The sequence below is a fragment of the Pectobacterium versatile genome, assembly GCF_003932035.1.
In the GTDB taxonomy this organism is placed as follows: domain Bacteria; phylum Pseudomonadota; class Gammaproteobacteria; order Enterobacterales; family Enterobacteriaceae; genus Pectobacterium; species Pectobacterium versatile.
This window is the reverse complement of the sequence record NZ_CP034276.1, coordinates 1,300,930-1,316,617: the sequence shown is the minus strand read 5'-3', so window position 1 is coordinate 1,316,617 and position 15,688 is coordinate 1,300,930. Positions and strand designations below refer to the sequence as shown.

The 15,688-nt window shown below is 53.4% G+C and carries 10 protein-coding genes; 3 read left to right on the top strand and 7 right to left on the bottom strand.

The genetic code is table 11. The features are described from left to right. Window positions 1-63: 63 nt before the first annotated feature. The 5 genes from brnQ to phoB form a co-directional block, all read right to left on the bottom strand. Window positions 64-1,383, bottom strand: coding sequence for a branched-chain amino acid transport system II carrier protein (gene brnQ / locus EIP93_RS05910; RefSeq protein ID WP_044206534.1), 1,320 nt, complete (start codon window positions 1,381-1,383; stop codon window positions 64-66). Window positions 1,384-2,052: 669 nt separating this feature from the next. Continuing rightward, the gene (locus EIP93_RS05905; RefSeq protein WP_044206536.1) at window positions 2,053-3,159 is read right to left on the bottom strand and encodes a cobalamin-independent methionine synthase II family protein; all 1,107 of its coding nucleotides are present in this window, start codon (window positions 3,157-3,159) and stop codon (window positions 2,053-2,055) included. Between the two features lie 242 nt (window positions 3,160-3,401). Next, window positions 3,402-4,340, bottom strand: a complete 939-nt coding sequence (locus tag EIP93_RS05900) for a PstS family phosphate ABC transporter substrate-binding protein (RefSeq protein WP_103861119.1) — start codon at window positions 4,338-4,340, stop codon at window positions 3,402-3,404. A 15-nt stretch (window positions 4,341-4,355) separates the two neighbouring features. Continuing rightward, window positions 4,356-5,678 carry a phosphate regulon sensor histidine kinase PhoR gene (gene phoR / locus EIP93_RS05895; protein WP_010299028.1) on the bottom strand — a complete coding sequence of 441 codons (1,323 nt, stop codon included), beginning with the start codon at window positions 5,676-5,678 and terminating at the stop codon, window positions 4,356-4,358. Window positions 5,679-5,705: 27 nt separating this feature from the next. Beyond that, window positions 5,706-6,395, bottom strand: a complete 690-nt coding sequence (gene phoB, locus EIP93_RS05890; protein WP_005975981.1) for a phosphate response regulator transcription factor PhoB — start codon at window positions 6,393-6,395, stop codon at window positions 5,706-5,708. A 294-nt stretch (window positions 6,396-6,689) separates the two neighbouring features. Between phoB and sbcD the strand changes: the two genes are divergently transcribed. Both sbcD and EIP93_RS05880 read left to right on the top strand, forming a co-directional pair. Beyond that, a complete protein-coding gene (gene sbcD, locus EIP93_RS05885; protein ID WP_125233316.1) occupies window positions 6,690-7,916 on the top strand; it encodes an exonuclease subunit SbcD in 1,227 nt (408 codons plus the stop codon). Further along, a complete protein-coding gene (locus EIP93_RS05880) occupies window positions 7,913-11,596 on the top strand; it encodes an AAA family ATPase (RefSeq protein WP_125232434.1) in 3,684 nt (1,227 codons plus the stop codon). The genes sbcD and EIP93_RS05880 overlap by 4 nt, the downstream gene beginning before the upstream one ends. Window positions 11,597-11,599: 3 nt before the next feature. Here EIP93_RS05880 and mak read toward each other — a convergent pair whose 3' ends face one another. Beyond that, on the bottom strand, window positions 11,600-12,511 hold the full coding sequence (gene mak, locus EIP93_RS05875) for a fructokinase (RefSeq protein ID WP_103861122.1): 912 nt from the start codon (window positions 12,509-12,511) through the stop codon (window positions 11,600-11,602). A gap of 287 nt (window positions 12,512-12,798) precedes the next feature. Between mak and rdgC the strand changes: the two genes are divergently transcribed. Next, window positions 12,799-13,728 (top strand): recombination-associated protein RdgC, encoded by a 930-nt coding sequence (rdgC, locus tag EIP93_RS05870; protein ID WP_039490456.1) that lies wholly within the window; start codon window positions 12,799-12,801, stop codon window positions 13,726-13,728. A 111-nt stretch (window positions 13,729-13,839) separates the two neighbouring features. Here the strand turns inward: rdgC and EIP93_RS05865 are convergent, their stop codons facing one another. After that, a complete protein-coding gene (locus tag EIP93_RS05865; protein WP_103861124.1) occupies window positions 13,840-15,630 on the bottom strand; it encodes a methyl-accepting chemotaxis protein in 1,791 nt (596 codons plus the stop codon). Window positions 15,631-15,688 lie beyond the last annotated feature (58 nt).

Sequence of the window (15,688 nt, the reverse complement as noted above, 5' to 3'; positions counted from 1 at the left end):
CCAACGTTGTGCTGGAGCAGTACGCTATCCCTACCGCCCCAGTGCAATCAGGCATGAACGATATTATTGATGTACCGTAACTTCCTGACGACCACAAAGTCTGTCGTAAATCACCGCAACCAATAAAATCAGCAGTGACGGTGGCAGCCAGGCCAACCCTTGCTCGCTCAGCGGCAGGTTGAGGCTCCACTCTGGCAACAGCGTTTTGAAGGCCGACGATTTTATACCATCAATCATGCCAAATAACAGACTGACTAACATGACGGGGGCCACAATACGTGAAGCGCTATTCCACCAACGCAGCGTAAAGCTCAATAAAACCAGAATGATACACGGTGGATAAATCGCCGTCAGTACAGGAATGGAAAGTTGAATCAGATGGCTCAGGCCCAGATTAGACACCACCATCGAGAACGTTCCCAGCACAAACACCAGCGTGCGGTAAGACAACGGCAGGTATTGTGCAAAGAACTCAGCACAGGCACAGGTTAGCCCCACCGCCGTTACCAGACACGCGATGAAGATTAACAACGCCAGGAAGCTGCTTCCCATGTTGCCGAACGTGTGTTGCACATAGGCATGGAGAATTTCAGCACCGTTTTGCGCCTGCGGCACCAGTTCACCACTGACAGAACCGAGCTGGAACAGGCTCAGATAGACCAGTGTAAGACCGATGCCCGCAATTAACCCAGCCCATACGGTATAACGCGTCAGCAGCACGGAGCTGGTCACCCCACGCGAGCGCGCCGCATTAACGATCACGATACCAAAGACCATTGCGCCCAGCGTATCCATCGTCAGATAGCCGTTGACGAAACCATTAGAGAACGGCAGTTGCTCATACGTTTCTGTCGCCGGGATAGGTGAACCGGCAGGCCACAGCACCGCCGCAATACCCAGTACCGCCAGAGCAATAATCTTTAACGGTGCCAGCACGTGGCCGACCGTATCCAGCAGTTTGCCGGGATACAGGGAAATCGCGATCACAATGGCAAAATAAATCAGGCTATAAATCAGCAGCGGAGAGGCTCCGTTGCCGACTAAAGGCGCCAGACCGACTTCAAACGACACGGTTGCCGTGCGCGGCGTTGCGAACAGTGGCCCAACAGCCAGATAGCACACGGTCGCCAGAACCACACCGGCCTTTTTACCAATCGGCGAGCTCAGCGCGTCAACGCCACCGCCAACCCGGGCAAGGGCGATCACGGTCAACACTGGTAGACCCACCGCCGTCAGCAGAAAGCCGAGTGCTGCGGTCCAAACGTGCTCTCCCGCCTGCAATCCCACCATTGGCGGGAAAATAATATTTCCTGCCCCCACGAACAAAGCAAAGGTCATAAAACCTAATGCCACGATATCTTTGGAAGTTAAACGATGACTCATAGTTATGTCGTGTTGCCTGTATCAAATCGATAAAAAGAAAACGGTGCCGTTTATCGCCGCCAGAAACCATTCGCAAACGGGTAACCCGAAGAATGAGCCAACGCTCTGACGACGCGAAAGATGGCGGTCATATACTCTAAATAATTCGAGTTTCAGGACAAAACGTTAACGTTTTGAACAGCGCTTGCGCTGACCCCAAAGGGGTGAGGCCACAAGGCCAAATAACGCGGCAAGCGAAGCAATCCCGATGAGCTTACTCAGGTAAGTGATTCGGGTGGCTGAACGCGGCCAACGCACATGCAACTTGAAATATGACGAGTATAGAGGAGTTATTTTTTGCACAGCCATATTGGGTGCTAAGTAAAACGTTTATAGCGTAAAAAGACAAGTGGAGATCAAAAAACCAGAGTATCTGGCCTAACTATGCCAAAAAATAAGAATATAAATTGGTTTATCCTGATTTGCATAACACATGATTTGCGCATTTATCGATATTTCATTGCAATAAAACTGACAAAAACCGGCATAAAATGCGTTGTTCGATCATAAAAAAAACATATTTCACAAAATCGTCGCGAACGGAAAGCTGGATAACAGCCACAAAAAAGGCCGGATCGTGTGATCCAGCCTCTGTATATCTGTGGCAGAGATAGCGCTATCTCATCGGTATCACCACACGCGATTGGCGATATCCACGACAAGTTTCAGCTTATTCCACTGCTGCTCTTCCGTCAGGCTGTTGCCCTCCTCCGTTGAAGCAAAGCCACACTGCGGGCTCAGGCAAATTTGGTTGAGATTGACATATTTTGCCGCTTCCGCGATACGTGCCTGTACCACCTCAGCCTCTTCCAGTTCACCGTTCTTCGTGGTGATCAGCCCCAGCACCACCTGCTGATGGCCTGGCTTCACAAAACGCAGCGGCTCAAACCCACCCGCTCTCTCGGTATCATATTCCAGGAAGAACGCATCAACATTCACTTCACCGAACAGAATTTCTGCCACAGGCTCGTACCCGCCTTCAGAAATCCAGGTCGAACGGAAATTACCGCGACAAACGTGTAAACCGATCACCAGATCCGCAGGTTTATCAGCCAGCGCTTTGTTCAGCACGTCAGCATAGGTCCGCGCCAGTTGTGCTGGATCTTCACCACGTTCACGAATCTGGCGTTTTTGATCGTCAGAGCACAGGTAGGCCCACACGGTGTCATCCAGTTGCAGGAAGCGGCAACCTGCATCATAAAATGCGTGGATCGCATCGCGCCAGGTTTGTGCCAAATCGTCGAAATAGTCAGCCAGATCGGGATAAACCGTCGCATCAATCGCTTTCCGCCCGCCACGGAAATGCATCACGCTAGGACTTGGAATCGTCATTTTCGCGACGGCATCGCCAGAAATGCTGTTCAGGTAGCGGAAATGATCGAGCATCGGGTGCTGAGGATTAAAACCGACTTTGTCCACAACGCGAATCGCATGGGATTTGGTCTGAATACCGTTGAATTGAATACCATGATCGGCTTCGTAGCGCTCCACGCCGTGCAAATCGGCAAAGAAGTCGAAGTGCCACCAGGCACGGCGCAGTTCACCATCCGTCACAACCTGCAAGCCCGCTTCACGCTGCTTTTCTACCACCCGCAGAATCTCGCGATCTTCAATGCTACGCAGCGCAGCATCATCAATCTCGCCTGCCTGATGCTGAAGACGTGCTTCCTTAATCGCTGCCGGACGCAAGAAACTGCCGACGGTATCGGCACGGAAAGGGGATAAGGTGTTCGCCATATGTCGCTCCTGACATGTTGCCAGTACTGCTCTTCAGGAAAGAAGCGTACTGACAGATAGTTTCAATATGAAATATTTGCCCAGAGGGATAATTACATTTAATTTTATTTAGCCATCTGGACGTCTAAATTTAAAACTATCCTGTCACGTGGCGAATCACAGGGCAATGGAAGAATTTTCACGTAACATGAAGAAAGTTCACGTGACGTGAAAATGTCGCCAACTCTTGATGGAAAGAGGAATTATTCCGGCAGGCCAATCAGCTGGCTCGCCTGACGACGCGTTTCTTCCGGCAGTGGCAAATAGCCATCCTGATTCACCAGCGCTTGCCCCGTTTCAGACAGCACACGCGCTAAAAATGCCGCCGTCAGCGCTTCCAGCGGTTGGCTGGGCGCTTTGTTCACATAGATATAGAGATAACGGGTGTAGGGATACAAACCGCTACGGATATTCTCAGTCGAGGGGTAAATGTAGTCGGAGCCTTGTGCGGCTAACGGCAGCATTCTCACGCCGCTGGTACGAAAACCCACGCTGGCATAGCCGATGGCATCGGTTGACGCCGCAACGGCCTGCACAACGGACGCCGAACCTGGCAATTCATTAACCTGAGGAAGGAAATCGCCACGGCATAGCGCCTTTTGCTTAAAGAACCCATAGGTTCCCGACGCAGAGTTTCGCCCATAGCGCAGTAGCGTGCGTTTTTCCCAACTGCCATGCAGGCCAAGATCGCCCCACTGTTTGATCGGCTGGTGGTTACCGCAGCGCTGCGTAATCGAAAAGATTGCGTCCAGCTGCGATAAGTTCAGCCCAGGCAGTGGGTTATCCTGATTGACCAGCACGACCAGCGCATCCATTGCCACCGGCACCGCCAGCGGCGGGTAACCATAATGCTGGACGAACGCCTCAATTTCGCTGGCCTTCATCGCTCTGCTCATCGGTCCAAGCTGCGCGGCTCCCGATGCCAGAGACGTCGGCGCAGAGGACGAACCGGCGGCCTGAATCTGTAAATTCACGTTCGGGTAATGCTGGCTGAAATCCGCCGCCCAAAAGGCCATCAGGTTAGCCAGCGTATCCGAGCCCGCGCTGGAGAGGTTACCTGCCAACATCTGGCGAGGTTGCGCGTAGCACAACGCGCTGAGCAGCAGTAAAAAAGCGCCCGCAATACGAGTGGCGGATGTCATGGATAGCGTTTTCCGTCAGGCTGAAGGTTTCACTGTATTTTCAGCCAGAGAGGCAGGGACAATCAACCGATTCGGCAACGTAAAGACAAAACGTGAGCCCAGCCCATCCTCACTCATGATCTCCAGACGGGAATCATGATGGCTAAGCGCATGCTTAACAATCGCCAGCCCCAGTCCGCTGCCACCCGTCTGTCGTGAACGCGCCTTATCCACCCGATAAAAACGTTCCGTCAGGCGCGGCAAGTGCTCGGCCGCAATCCCCGGCCCGTTATCGCTGACCTGAAATTGTGCGCCCTGTGGGATCTTCTGCCAGCAGACTTCGATACGCGTTCCCGCTGGCGTATGGTTGACCGCGTTATACACCAGATTGGATACCGCACTGCGCAGCTGTTCTTCATTACCAAACACGCGGAGGCTTTCGTTCACACGAAAAACGATCTCATGTCGCCCCTGACTCAGCGTCTGCGCTTCACGCTGCAATACCCGCAGCATCAATGGAATATCGACTTTTTCATTCAGATCAATTGCCGTCGCCGCCTCAATACGGGACAAGGTCAGCAACTGTTTGACCAGCCCATCCATGCGCCGGGTCTGCTCCTGCATGGTGTTCAGCGCCTTCCCTCGCAGGGCCGCATCCAGCGTTTCTTCCTGCATCATTTCCAGATAGCCCTGCAACACCGTCAGCGGCGTACGCAGTTCATGGCTCACGTTGGCAAAAAAGTTACGTCTGGCGCCTTCAAGCTGGTGCATTTGCGTAATATCACGCACCACCATCAGTAGCTGCCCTTCGGAATAGGGCATGACGCGGAATTCAACATGGTGAGAATTATTCAACTGTAGCGTGAGAGGACGGCTAAAATCCTGTCCTTTCATGTAATTCGTGAATTCGGGATAGCGTAATAAGTTGAGGATATTCTGACCGTTATCCTCCGGCCAGCGGAAACTCAGCAGGTGCTGCGCCAGATGATTACACCAGAAGATCGTTCCTTCTTCGGTAGTGATCACCACGGCATCAGGCAAGGATTCGGCACCGCTGCGAAACCGTTTGATCAGGAGCGCCAGCTCACGGCGTCGACGTCGGTTACGCAACTGCATCTGATAGAGCCCGTAGAACAGCGGTTCCCAGCTCCAGCGGCCGGGCGGTGGCGTCATGCTGCGGTCAACCCACAGCCAATAAGAGAGTTTTAGCTGGTTATAAAAATTCCAGCACAGTAGGCCTAATACCGCGACCAGCAGAAACCAGGGCAGATAGCCAAAAATCAGCCCCAGCAGTAAAGCGGGCAAACAAAAAAAAGCCAGCTCCAATGCCAGCCTTTTCCAGGATAAACGTTCTAGCACGTTAATATTTCTCCGGTTACGATCACCTCAGTAACGCGTTGAAAAACGGTAGCCCGTTCCCCGAACGGTTTGCACCATTTTGTCATGTCCGCTGGTTTCCAGCGCTTTACGCAGGCGACGAATATGGACGTCGACAGTACGATCTTCAACATAAACGTTAGTGCCCCAAACGTGATTCAGCAACTGTTCCCGGCTATAAACACGTTCAGGATGCGTCATAAAGAAATGCAGCAGTTTAAATTCCGTCGGCCCCATGTCCAACGCGTGCTCTTCGGTCGTCACGCGGTGAGAGGAAGGGTCGAGGCTCAGGCCACGCATTTCAATCACTTCTTCCACCGCCATCGGTGAAATTCGGCGCATCACGGCTTTGATACGCGCCACCAATTCTTTGGGTGAAAACGGTTTGGTAATGTAATCATCCGCCCCCACTTCAAGCCCGCGCACGCGGTCTTCTTCTTCGCCACGCGCGGTCAACATCATCACCGGGATATCACGCGTCAGCGCCTCGCGCTTCATATGCTTAATGAATTGCAGGCCTGACCCGCCTGGCAGCATCCAGTCCAATAACACCAGTTCCGGGAATGGCTCCGACAGTTGCGTCACCGCGCTGTCATAGTCTTCAGCTTCAACGGGTTGATAACCATTTTGTTCCAGTACAAAGCAGACCATTTCACGAATTGGTGCTTCATCTTCCACGACTAATATGCGTTTTGCCATTGTTAATCCTGTCGTTAATCATCGTCGCTGTTAGCAGGCGGAGGCATTATGCGTCAGTTTTATGACAGATTTATGAAAAACGCACGGACCGCTCTGCACGATTGTTACAGCGCGTACATCCGATTTTTCGAGCCGCTTTCCAAACTCCTGATTCCACCGCGACAGCCACCGTCCCTGCTATATATAATCATGGCATTACGATGACAAAGCACCATGGCGACGACACACCCTTTCACATAATAAATAATGACAACGTCATCCACCGCCACGCGGCATGAATATCGAGAGAACACGATGCGCATTATCCACACCGCCGATTGGCATTTAGGGCAATATTTTTATACCAAAAGCCGCGCTGCTGAACATCAGGCTTTTCTGCACTGGCTTATCGCTCAGGTGGAACAACATCAGGTCGATGCTATTATAGTCGCAGGCGATATTTTTGATAACGGCTCGCCCCCCAGCTACGCGCGGGAAATGTATTATAGCTTCGTGGTAGAACTACAGCGCACGGGCTGCCAGCTCGTTATTCTCGGCGGCAACCACGATTCTGTCGCGATGCTAAACGAATCCCGCGAGCTGCTGGCCTGCCTGAACACGCAAGTGATTGCCTGCGCCAGCGACGATCCCGCCCAGCAAGTGCTCCTGCTGGAAAACCGTCAGCGGCAGCCCGGCGCTCTGCTCTGCGCGATTCCGTTTTTACGTCCGCGTGATGTCTTAACCAGCAAAGCCGGACAATCCGGGGATGAAAAACAGCTGGCGCTTCAGGAAGCGATTACCGCGCACTACCAGCAGTGTTACCAACTGGCTTGCCAAAAACGTGACGAACTAGGCCTGCCGCTGCCGATTATTGCAACCGGACACCTGACGACAATTGGCGCGACCGCCTCAGAATCCGTGCGCGATATCTATATTGGTACGCTCGATGCCTTCCCGGCTCAGGCTTTTCCTCCTGCGGATTATATCGCGCTCGGCCATATTCACCGCCCGCAGCGCGTGACGCAAAGCGAGCACATTCGCTACAGCGGTTCACCCATTCCGCTGAGTTTTGATGAACTCAACAGCGAGAAGTCCGTTTGTCTGGTGAGTTTTGCACCAGACACGCCAGCACAAGTAGAAACACTGCCGATTCCCATGACTCAGCCGATGCAGCTGATTAAAGGTAGCCTGAGTGATATTGAACAACAGCTGGCCACCTTCCAGAACTATCAGGGCGAGAAACCCGTGTGGTTGGATATCGAGATCAACACGCAGGATTATCTGAGCGACATGCAAAAACGCATTCAGGCGATGACCGAGCACCTGCCCGTTGAGGTGTTGCTACTGCGCCGCACGCGTGAACAGCGTCTGCAGGCGATTACCCGGCAGGACAAGGAAACGCTAAACGAATTAAGCGTGCATGACGTTTTTGAACGTCGTCTGGCAACGGAGACAGACATGGAAGACGGTCGCCAACAGCGTGTTCGCACGCTGTTTAATCAGGTTATTGATGAACTGGAAAATAGCGAGCCTGCCCAATGAAAATCCTCAGTCTGCGCTTAAAGAATCTCAACGCGCTGAAAGGCGAATGGAAAATCGACTTCACGCAGGAGCCGTTTTCCAGCAATGGCTTATTTGCCATTACCGGCCCGACCGGCGCGGGAAAAACCACGCTGCTGGATGCCATCTGTCTGGCGCTGTATCACGAAACGCCACGGCTTGGCCTGCTTTCCGCCAGCCAGAATGACCTGATGACGCGTAATACCGCTGAGTGTCTTGCCGAGGTCGAGTTTGAAGTTAAAGGCGTCGGATATCGCGCCTTCTGGAGCCAGCGTCGGGCAAGAAATGCGCCAGACGGCAACCTACAGTCCCCCAAGGCTGAACTCGCGCTCATTGAAGACGGCAAAATTCTGTGTGAAAAGCTCAATGATAAGAAAGAGATGATCACACAGCTCACAGGGTTGGATTTCGGCCGTTTCACGCGATCCATGATGCTGTCGCAGGGGCAGTTTGCCGCCTTCCTCAACGCCAAGGCAGACGACAGAGCGGAACTGCTGGAAGAGCTGACCGGCACGGACATTTACGGCCTGATTTCCGAACGCGTCTATGACAAACACAAGCAGGCAAACGTCGCACTGAACACGCTACAGGCGCGCGCATCAGGCATTCAACTGCTGACCGATGAGCAACGTCAGCAGGTGGAAGAACAGCTTGCCGCGCTGATCCAGCAGGAGCAACGGGGCAACGTCGAACGTGAGCAAGCGCTGACTACGCTGCGCTGGTTTGAGCAACTGACGCAGCAGCACACGCAGTTAACCAGCACGCAGGCGCAGCATGCGAGCGCCGAATCCGCCATTCAGCAGGCTAAACCGCAGCTTGACAGGTTAACTCACAGCGAACCGGCAGAAAAACTGAGGCCGCTACATCAGGAACGAGAGCGCTATCGACAGGAATCTCTTACGCTGGCACAGCGTATTGAACAACTGACCGAGAAACAGGCCGCCGAGCAGGTGACGCTAACCGCGCTACGCCAGCAGGAAGAAAAAGCAGAGCAGGATGTTAGTGAGCACAAACGGGTACGGCAGCAACAAGAGCAGGTGATCAACGAACAGGTTGTGCCACTTGACCATCGCATTACCACGCTGGTGCAGCAAAAAACGCAGCAACAGGACGAACTGGCAAAAACGCAGGCTCGTCTGCACGCGGATGAAAGCAAACAAACGCAGACAGCGGCGGAACAGCAGCAGGCTAAACAGCAGCTTGAACAGATCCAGTCTTACCGCCAGCAACACGCGCATCATCAGCAGTGGGGAGAACAACTTCCTCAGTGGCGCACTCAGTTTCGCCAACTGCGCCAGCTTCAGGACGAGCAAGATAAGCTGGAGAAAAAACAGACGCAGCACACCGCACAGTCGGCAGTTCTACAGCAAGAGGCTGTGGCGCTGGCGGCACAACAGCGTGAACAACAAGCGGTCGTTGATGCAGCTCGTCAGCAGTTCATGCAACACGATGAGACACGGCAACAGCAGGAAGCGCACCAGCCGCTTTCCGCCCTGCAACAGCAGTTTAATCAACGCATTGACCAGCGCGCTGAACGCCAACGGCTCGCGACAATCAGCGACCAGTTCCAGCGTCTGCATGTCCGCAAGCAGCAGTACCTCACCAAACAGGGTGAAGTACAAGGGCATATCAGCCAGTCAGAAATCTTAAAGAAACAGCAACAATCTGAGTATGAGCAGCGAAGCCAGCATCTTGTCGATCTGGAAACGCTGCTCCGTCAGGAAGAGCATATCGTTAAGCTGGAAGCCGAACGCCAGCGGCTACAGGCCGGAGAAGCATGCCCGCTATGTGGTTCAACCGAGCATCCAGCCATCGAACGCTATCAGGCGCTGCAACCGTCTGAAACCCAAAGCCGCCTGACAGCGCTACAGCAGGAAGTGAATCGGTTAACGACGGCGCTGGCGAATACGACGGCACAGTTGGCCTCGCTAGAGCAACAGCGGGAACAGTTACAACAGGAGATCGCTCAGCTCGATAGCGAACATCACGCCTTGCTGCAACAGTGGCAAGATGTCAGTGAGCGCTTACAAGTTAACTACACGCTGGAACAACCGGATGAGATCGCAGCCTGGCTTACGCAAAATGAAGCCGAAGAACAGGATATTCGACAGCAGATTACCGCACGCGAGCAATTGCAAAAACAGTGGCAGGAAAGTAAGGATTTACTGACTGCCACAGAGGCATTGCAGCGGGAACTCGACCAGAAAATCGCGCTCAACACCCAGCAACAAACTTCGCTAAACGTTACGCAGAAAGAGACCGAGCAGTCGCTGCAAAACGTGCACCAGCAGATCACGCAGCACACTCAGGAAATCACGCAGACGCTGGCAACCTTAAGCCTTGTTCTACCTGAAGCCGACGCACAGAATGACTGGCTAGGTCAGCGCGAGAGCGAATGGCAAGACTGGAAAGCCAAAGAGCAGGAGCAATCTCGCTTAGTTCCGCTGTTAGCCACACTGGAAAGCGATCTTCAGCATCTGAATCGCAGCGTGACTGAGGCAAAGCAGCAACTACAGGCGCAGCAACAGCAGTTGGAACAACACCTCGCGCTCCTCAACACAAGTCAACAGGAACGACTGGCACTTTTCGGCGACAGGCAAATCGCGGCTGTGCGCGAACAACTACAGCAAACCAGCCAACAGTATGACGATGCGCTCCGCCTAGCCCAGTCAGCTCGGCAGCAAACCGAAACGACGTTGAGCCGCCTGACGGGGGAGCTAGCGAGCACGCAACAGCAGTATGAGCAGAGCACCCGCCAGCATGAGAATGCGGCCGACCGCTTTAGTCAGGCTTTACAGCAAAGCACGTTCGCTGATGAAACGACGTTCCTCAATGCGCTGCTTGATGAGCAGGAACGTCAGACGTTGCAGGCATGGAAGGAAAAGCTGTACCAAAGCTTGCAGCAGGCGGCGGCACTTCACCAGCAGGCTGAGCGGGATCTGCTTGCCCATCAACAAAAGCGCCCCGCCTCACTGACGGAAGATGCCACACAAGAAGCGGTACAGCAGCAGTTGGCAGCACTGGATGAAACGCTGAAAACCAACCTGCGGCAGCAGGGAGAGTTCCAGCATCAGTTAGCTGACGATCGACAACATCGCCAGAACCAGCAGGATTTGCTCAATGAGATCGCCCAAAGTCAGCAAATGTATGACGACTGGAGCTGTCTTAATACGCTCATCGGCTCACAAAGCGGGCATAAATTCCGTAAGTTTGCTCAGGGGCTAACGCTGGATCATCTGGTTTATCTCGCCAATCTCCAGCTTTCCCGTCTGCACGGGCGCTATATGCTGAAACGGAAACCCGGCGACGAACTGGAGCTGCTGGTGATGGATACCTGGCAAGCGGACGCTGAGCGTGATACGCGTACGCTGTCCGGCGGCGAGAGCTTCTTAGTAAGTTTGTCGCTGGCGCTGGCGCTATCCGATCTGGTCAGCCATAAAGCCAGTATCGACTCGCTGTTTCTGGATGAAGGCTTCGGCACGCTGGATGCCGAGACGCTGGATATCGCGCTGGACGCGCTCGATAACCTGAACGCCTCCGGCAAAACCATCGGCGTCATTAGCCATGTTGAAGCGATGAAAGAGCGTATTCCGGTACAGATCAAAGTGCAGAAGGTTAACGGATTAGGCGTCAGCCGGCTGGCGCCGCAGTACGCCGTTTAGCCATTATTCCGTCTTCGGCCAGAGCCAGGCGGCTCCGCGTACCCCGCTGGAGTCGCCGTGTATAGCCTGACGCACGGGCGTTTCGCACTCACCGCCGAAGATCCACTGTTTAATCTTTTCCGGCACGGTCTGATAAAGGCGAGAAACGTTGCTCATTCCGCCCCCCAGTACCACGACATCAGGGTCGAGCAAGTTAATCACATGCGCCAGCGATTTCGCCAGACGATGTTCATAGCGCTGTAACGCCAGTTCTGCGATGGGATCGTCCTGCTCCGCTAAGGCAATGATGGCCTCGCCCTTATGCGGCTGGCCGCTCAGGCGCTGGTAATCCTGCGCAAACCCCGTACCGGAAATAAAAGATTCAATACAGCCGGATTTGCCGCAGTAGCAGGGAACCGTCTGCCGATAGCGCAGCTCATCGTCATCCATCCAAGGCAGCGGGTTATGTCCCCACTCGCCCGCAATACCGTTGCCGCCGACGTGAACCTGACCGTTCAGCGCAATGCCCGACCCGCAGCCGGTTCCGATGATGACCGCGAAGACGGTCTGCTTCCCTGCCCCTGCACCGTCAACCGCTTCTGAAACCGCGAAACAGTTCGCGTCATTGGCAACCCGCACGGGCCGATTCAGCAGTGTGGCGAGATCGCGATCCAGCGCCTGGCCGTTGAGCCAGGTGGAGTTGGCATTTTTTACCTTACCGGTAAACGGCGACAGCGTACCGGGGATCCCCACGCCAACACTGCCACGGCTGCCAGTCGCTTTTTCCGCCATCTCCACCAGCGTGGCAATAGTCCGCAGCGTTTCCGGATAGTCATTTCTTGGCGTCGGCATACGCTGCCGAAAACGTTCCTGCCCCTCATCATCCAGCGCAATGACTTCCGTTTTCGTCCCGCCTAGATCGATACCGATTCTCATGATGTCTCCCCGCGTGTTGTAAATAGGCCCGAGTAAATTAGTCACCGACCTGAAAACGTTCTTATATGGATAAGTACCCTAAATAATTCGAGTCGTGCAGCCAACGCACATGCAGCTTGAAGTATGACGGGTATAACCAGAGAAACCAATCAGCTGCCATTCAAAGCGTGATAGGTATTCCTCTGAATCCCAGTTTTTTATTCCACATAACCGCCTCGAATTCGTTATCATGCGCGCAACATTACAAACCCGCGTGCAAACCTGCGCGCCCAGTCAGGGATAACACCATGTTGTGGTTTAAGAACTTAATGATTTACCGCCTAAGCCGGGACAGCGTACTGTCCAAAGATAACGTTTTATCTGCGGATGAACTGGAAAAACGGCTCAGCGCTTTCGCGTTCACCCCGTGCGGCAGTCAGGATATGATGAAAACGGGTTGGGTATCACCGATGGGGTCGCATAGCGATGCCTTAACGCACGTCGTTAATGGGCAAATCGTTATCTGCGTCCGTAAAGAAGAAAAAATCCTGCCGTCCCCGGTCATCAAGCAAACCCTTCAGGCCAAGATTGAACGCCTGGAAGCAGAACAGCACCGCAAGCTGAAAAAAACCGAAAAAGACTCGCTGAAAGATGAAGTGCTGCATAGCCTGCTGCCGCGTGCGTTCAGCCGTTTCAGTCAGGTTTGGCTGTGGATCGATACGGTTAACGGCCTGATTATGGTCGATGCCGCCAGCGCCAAAAAGGCGGAAGATACGCTGGCGCTGCTGCGTAAAACGCTGGGCTCGCTACCTGTTGTGCCGCTGACGATGGAAAACCCTATCGAGCTGACGCTGACCGAGTGGGTTCGCTCCGGTGAACCAGCAGCAGGTTTTGCGCTACAGGATGAAGCAGAGCTGAAAGCCATTCTGGAAGACGGCGGCGTTATCCGCTGTAAAAAACAGGATTTGGTCTGTGATGAAATCGCCGTACACATTGAAGCAGGCAAACTGGTTACCAAGCTGGCGCTGGACTGGCAGGAACGGATTCAGTTGGTCTTGTCTGAGGACGGTTCGGTAAAACGCTTGAAGTTCTCCGATACGCTGCGGGAACAAAACGACGATATCGATCGGGAAGATTTTGCTCAGCGGTTTGATGCCGATTTTATTTTGATGACCAGCGAACTGGCGGCATTGATTGCGAATCTGATTGAAGCGTTGGGCGGAGAAGCCCAACGTTAATGCTGTCGATTGTTAATACCATCGATTATTAATACTGCCGATTGTTAATACAGTCGGTGATTGCCCGCTACCGTTCTGGCAGCGGGCAATACCTCCTCAGTGACAAATCCGTTAAACTCGGAATGCCCCGACAACAGCGTTCAGTTCTTCAGCCTGTGACTGCAACGCCCCCGACGCAGCGGCAGATTCCTGCACCAGCGCGGCGTTTTGTTGCACCATTGAATCCAACTGCGCGACCGCTTTGTTGATCTCGTTGATCCCACGCATTTGCTCATCTGCCGCATGCGTGATTTCAGACATCACCGAGCTCACCGTAGAGACGCCGCCGACAATTTCATTCATCGTATCGCTGGCCTGACGAACCTGCACGGAGCCAGAGGTCACGCTGGAGACCGTCGATTCAATCAGCTCTTTAATTTCTTTGGCAGCCTGTGCGCTACGCTGTGCCAGACTGCGAACTTCACCGGCAACAACGGCGAAACCACGGCCCTGTTCACCTGCTCGCGCGGCTTCTACTGCGGCGTTAAGCGCCAGAATGTTAGTCTGGAATGCAATGCCATCGATCACACCGATGATATCGCCGATTTTTCCAGATGCGACCACGATCTCTTCCATCGTGACAATGACATCGGACACTACTTTTCCGCCCGTACCGGCATCTTTCGACAGCAGCAACGCCTTCGCGTTAACCTGCTGCGCAGAACCTGCCGACTGGGTCACCGCCGCAGAGATTTCTTCCAACGAAGCTGCGGTTTGCTGAATGCTCGATGCCGCAGATTCAGTACGCGCAGAGAGATCGTTATTCCCCGCCGAAATTTCATCCGCCGCGACCTGAAGCGATGCGCTGATATCGCGAATCTGCATCATGACCTGGCTGATTTTGTCGACAAAGATATTAAACGAGCGGGCAATTTGCGCCACTTCATCATGCCCTTCATCCGGCAGACGCTGCGTCAGATCGTTATTACCGCTGCTGATATCATCCATTGCATCGCGGATTTGCAGCAGACGCTTGAGCGCTGAGGCAATGATGAAACCAATCACCAGCGTACCCAGCAGCGCGATAACGACTAGCGTGATCACAGAGGTAGACAGCAGAGAACGCATGCCCGCTGTCGCTTCAGCTTTATCCAACGCCACCAGCATGAACCAGTTCGTGCCAGCAATCGGTTTTGCCACCACGAGCTTTGTCACGCCAGAAAAATCCACATCGCGGGCGCTATCTGCTGAAAGAATGTCGTTCAGATCAATCCCGGGGGCAATGTCGGTGATATTTTTCAGCGTCAGTTTTTCATCCGGGTGAGCAATGATCAGACCGCTACGCTCGATAAGAACACCAAAACTATCTTTGGCTGGGTTAATCGCTTTTACGTTTTCAATCACGCTTTTCATCGTGACATCGCTACCGACTACGCCTCTGACCGTTCCGCCGTCCACCACGGAAGCAACGAAAGACACCACCAGCGTATTCGTCACCGCATCAACGTAGGGGGCAGTGACCAGCGGTTTGCCCTCTTTCACCGCCTGCTGATACCAAGGTCGGACAGTTGGGTTGTAATCGGGAGGAATACCGCCAGAATCGGCAAACTTGGCCGTGCCATTGGCATAGCCCATGTACACATTCAGGAGTCCGCCAGATGCCGCAATCTGTTTAAACAGCGGAATCGGATCCTCATCGGTTATGACTCGGTCGTGCAACGCAGAGATCATCAGCGTTTTAGAAGCAACCCAGTCGCTAATCGCGATACTATGGCTAGTGGCTACCGCATTCAGCGTATTCTGGATCGATTCCTTATTCGCGTTATTGGCGATGGTGTAGTTAAGAAAGGTATTGATAACAAGTGAAAGCACAACAATTGTAGAACAGGCCGCAAGGATGCGGGATCGAGTCGTTTTCAGCATAAAATACTCTTTGCGTAGAATAGTTATACTATCCATAACGGCAGAGAAAAATAAAACT

Bases quoted from the DNA above. Each gene is read 5' to 3' on its own strand.
- EIP93_RS05905 (WP_044206536.1), bottom strand. From the start codon at position 3,159: ATGGCGAACACCTTATCCCCTTTCCGTGCCGATACCGTCGGCAGTTTC.
- sbcD (WP_125233316.1), top strand. From the start codon at position 6,690: ATGCGCATTATCCACACCGCCGATTGGCATTTAGGGCAATATTTTTAT.
- mak (WP_103861122.1), bottom strand. From the start codon at position 12,511: ATGAGAATCGGTATCGATCTAGGCGGGACGAAAACGGAAGTCATTGCG.
- EIP93_RS05900 (WP_103861119.1), bottom strand. From the start codon at position 4,340: ATGACATCCGCCACTCGTATTGCGGGCGCTTTTTTACTGCTGCTCAGC.
- rdgC (WP_039490456.1), top strand. From the start codon at position 12,799: ATGTTGTGGTTTAAGAACTTAATGATTTACCGCCTAAGCCGGGACAGC.
- phoB (WP_005975981.1), bottom strand. From the start codon at position 6,395: ATGGCAAAACGCATATTAGTCGTGGAAGATGAAGCACCAATTCGTGAA.
- EIP93_RS05880 (WP_125232434.1), top strand. From the start codon at position 7,913: ATGAAAATCCTCAGTCTGCGCTTAAAGAATCTCAACGCGCTGAAAGGC.
- EIP93_RS05865 (WP_103861124.1), bottom strand. From the start codon at position 15,630: ATGCTGAAAACGACTCGATCCCGCATCCTTGCGGCCTGTTCTACAATT.
- brnQ (WP_044206534.1), bottom strand. From the start codon at position 1,383: ATGAGTCATCGTTTAACTTCCAAAGATATCGTGGCATTAGGTTTTATG.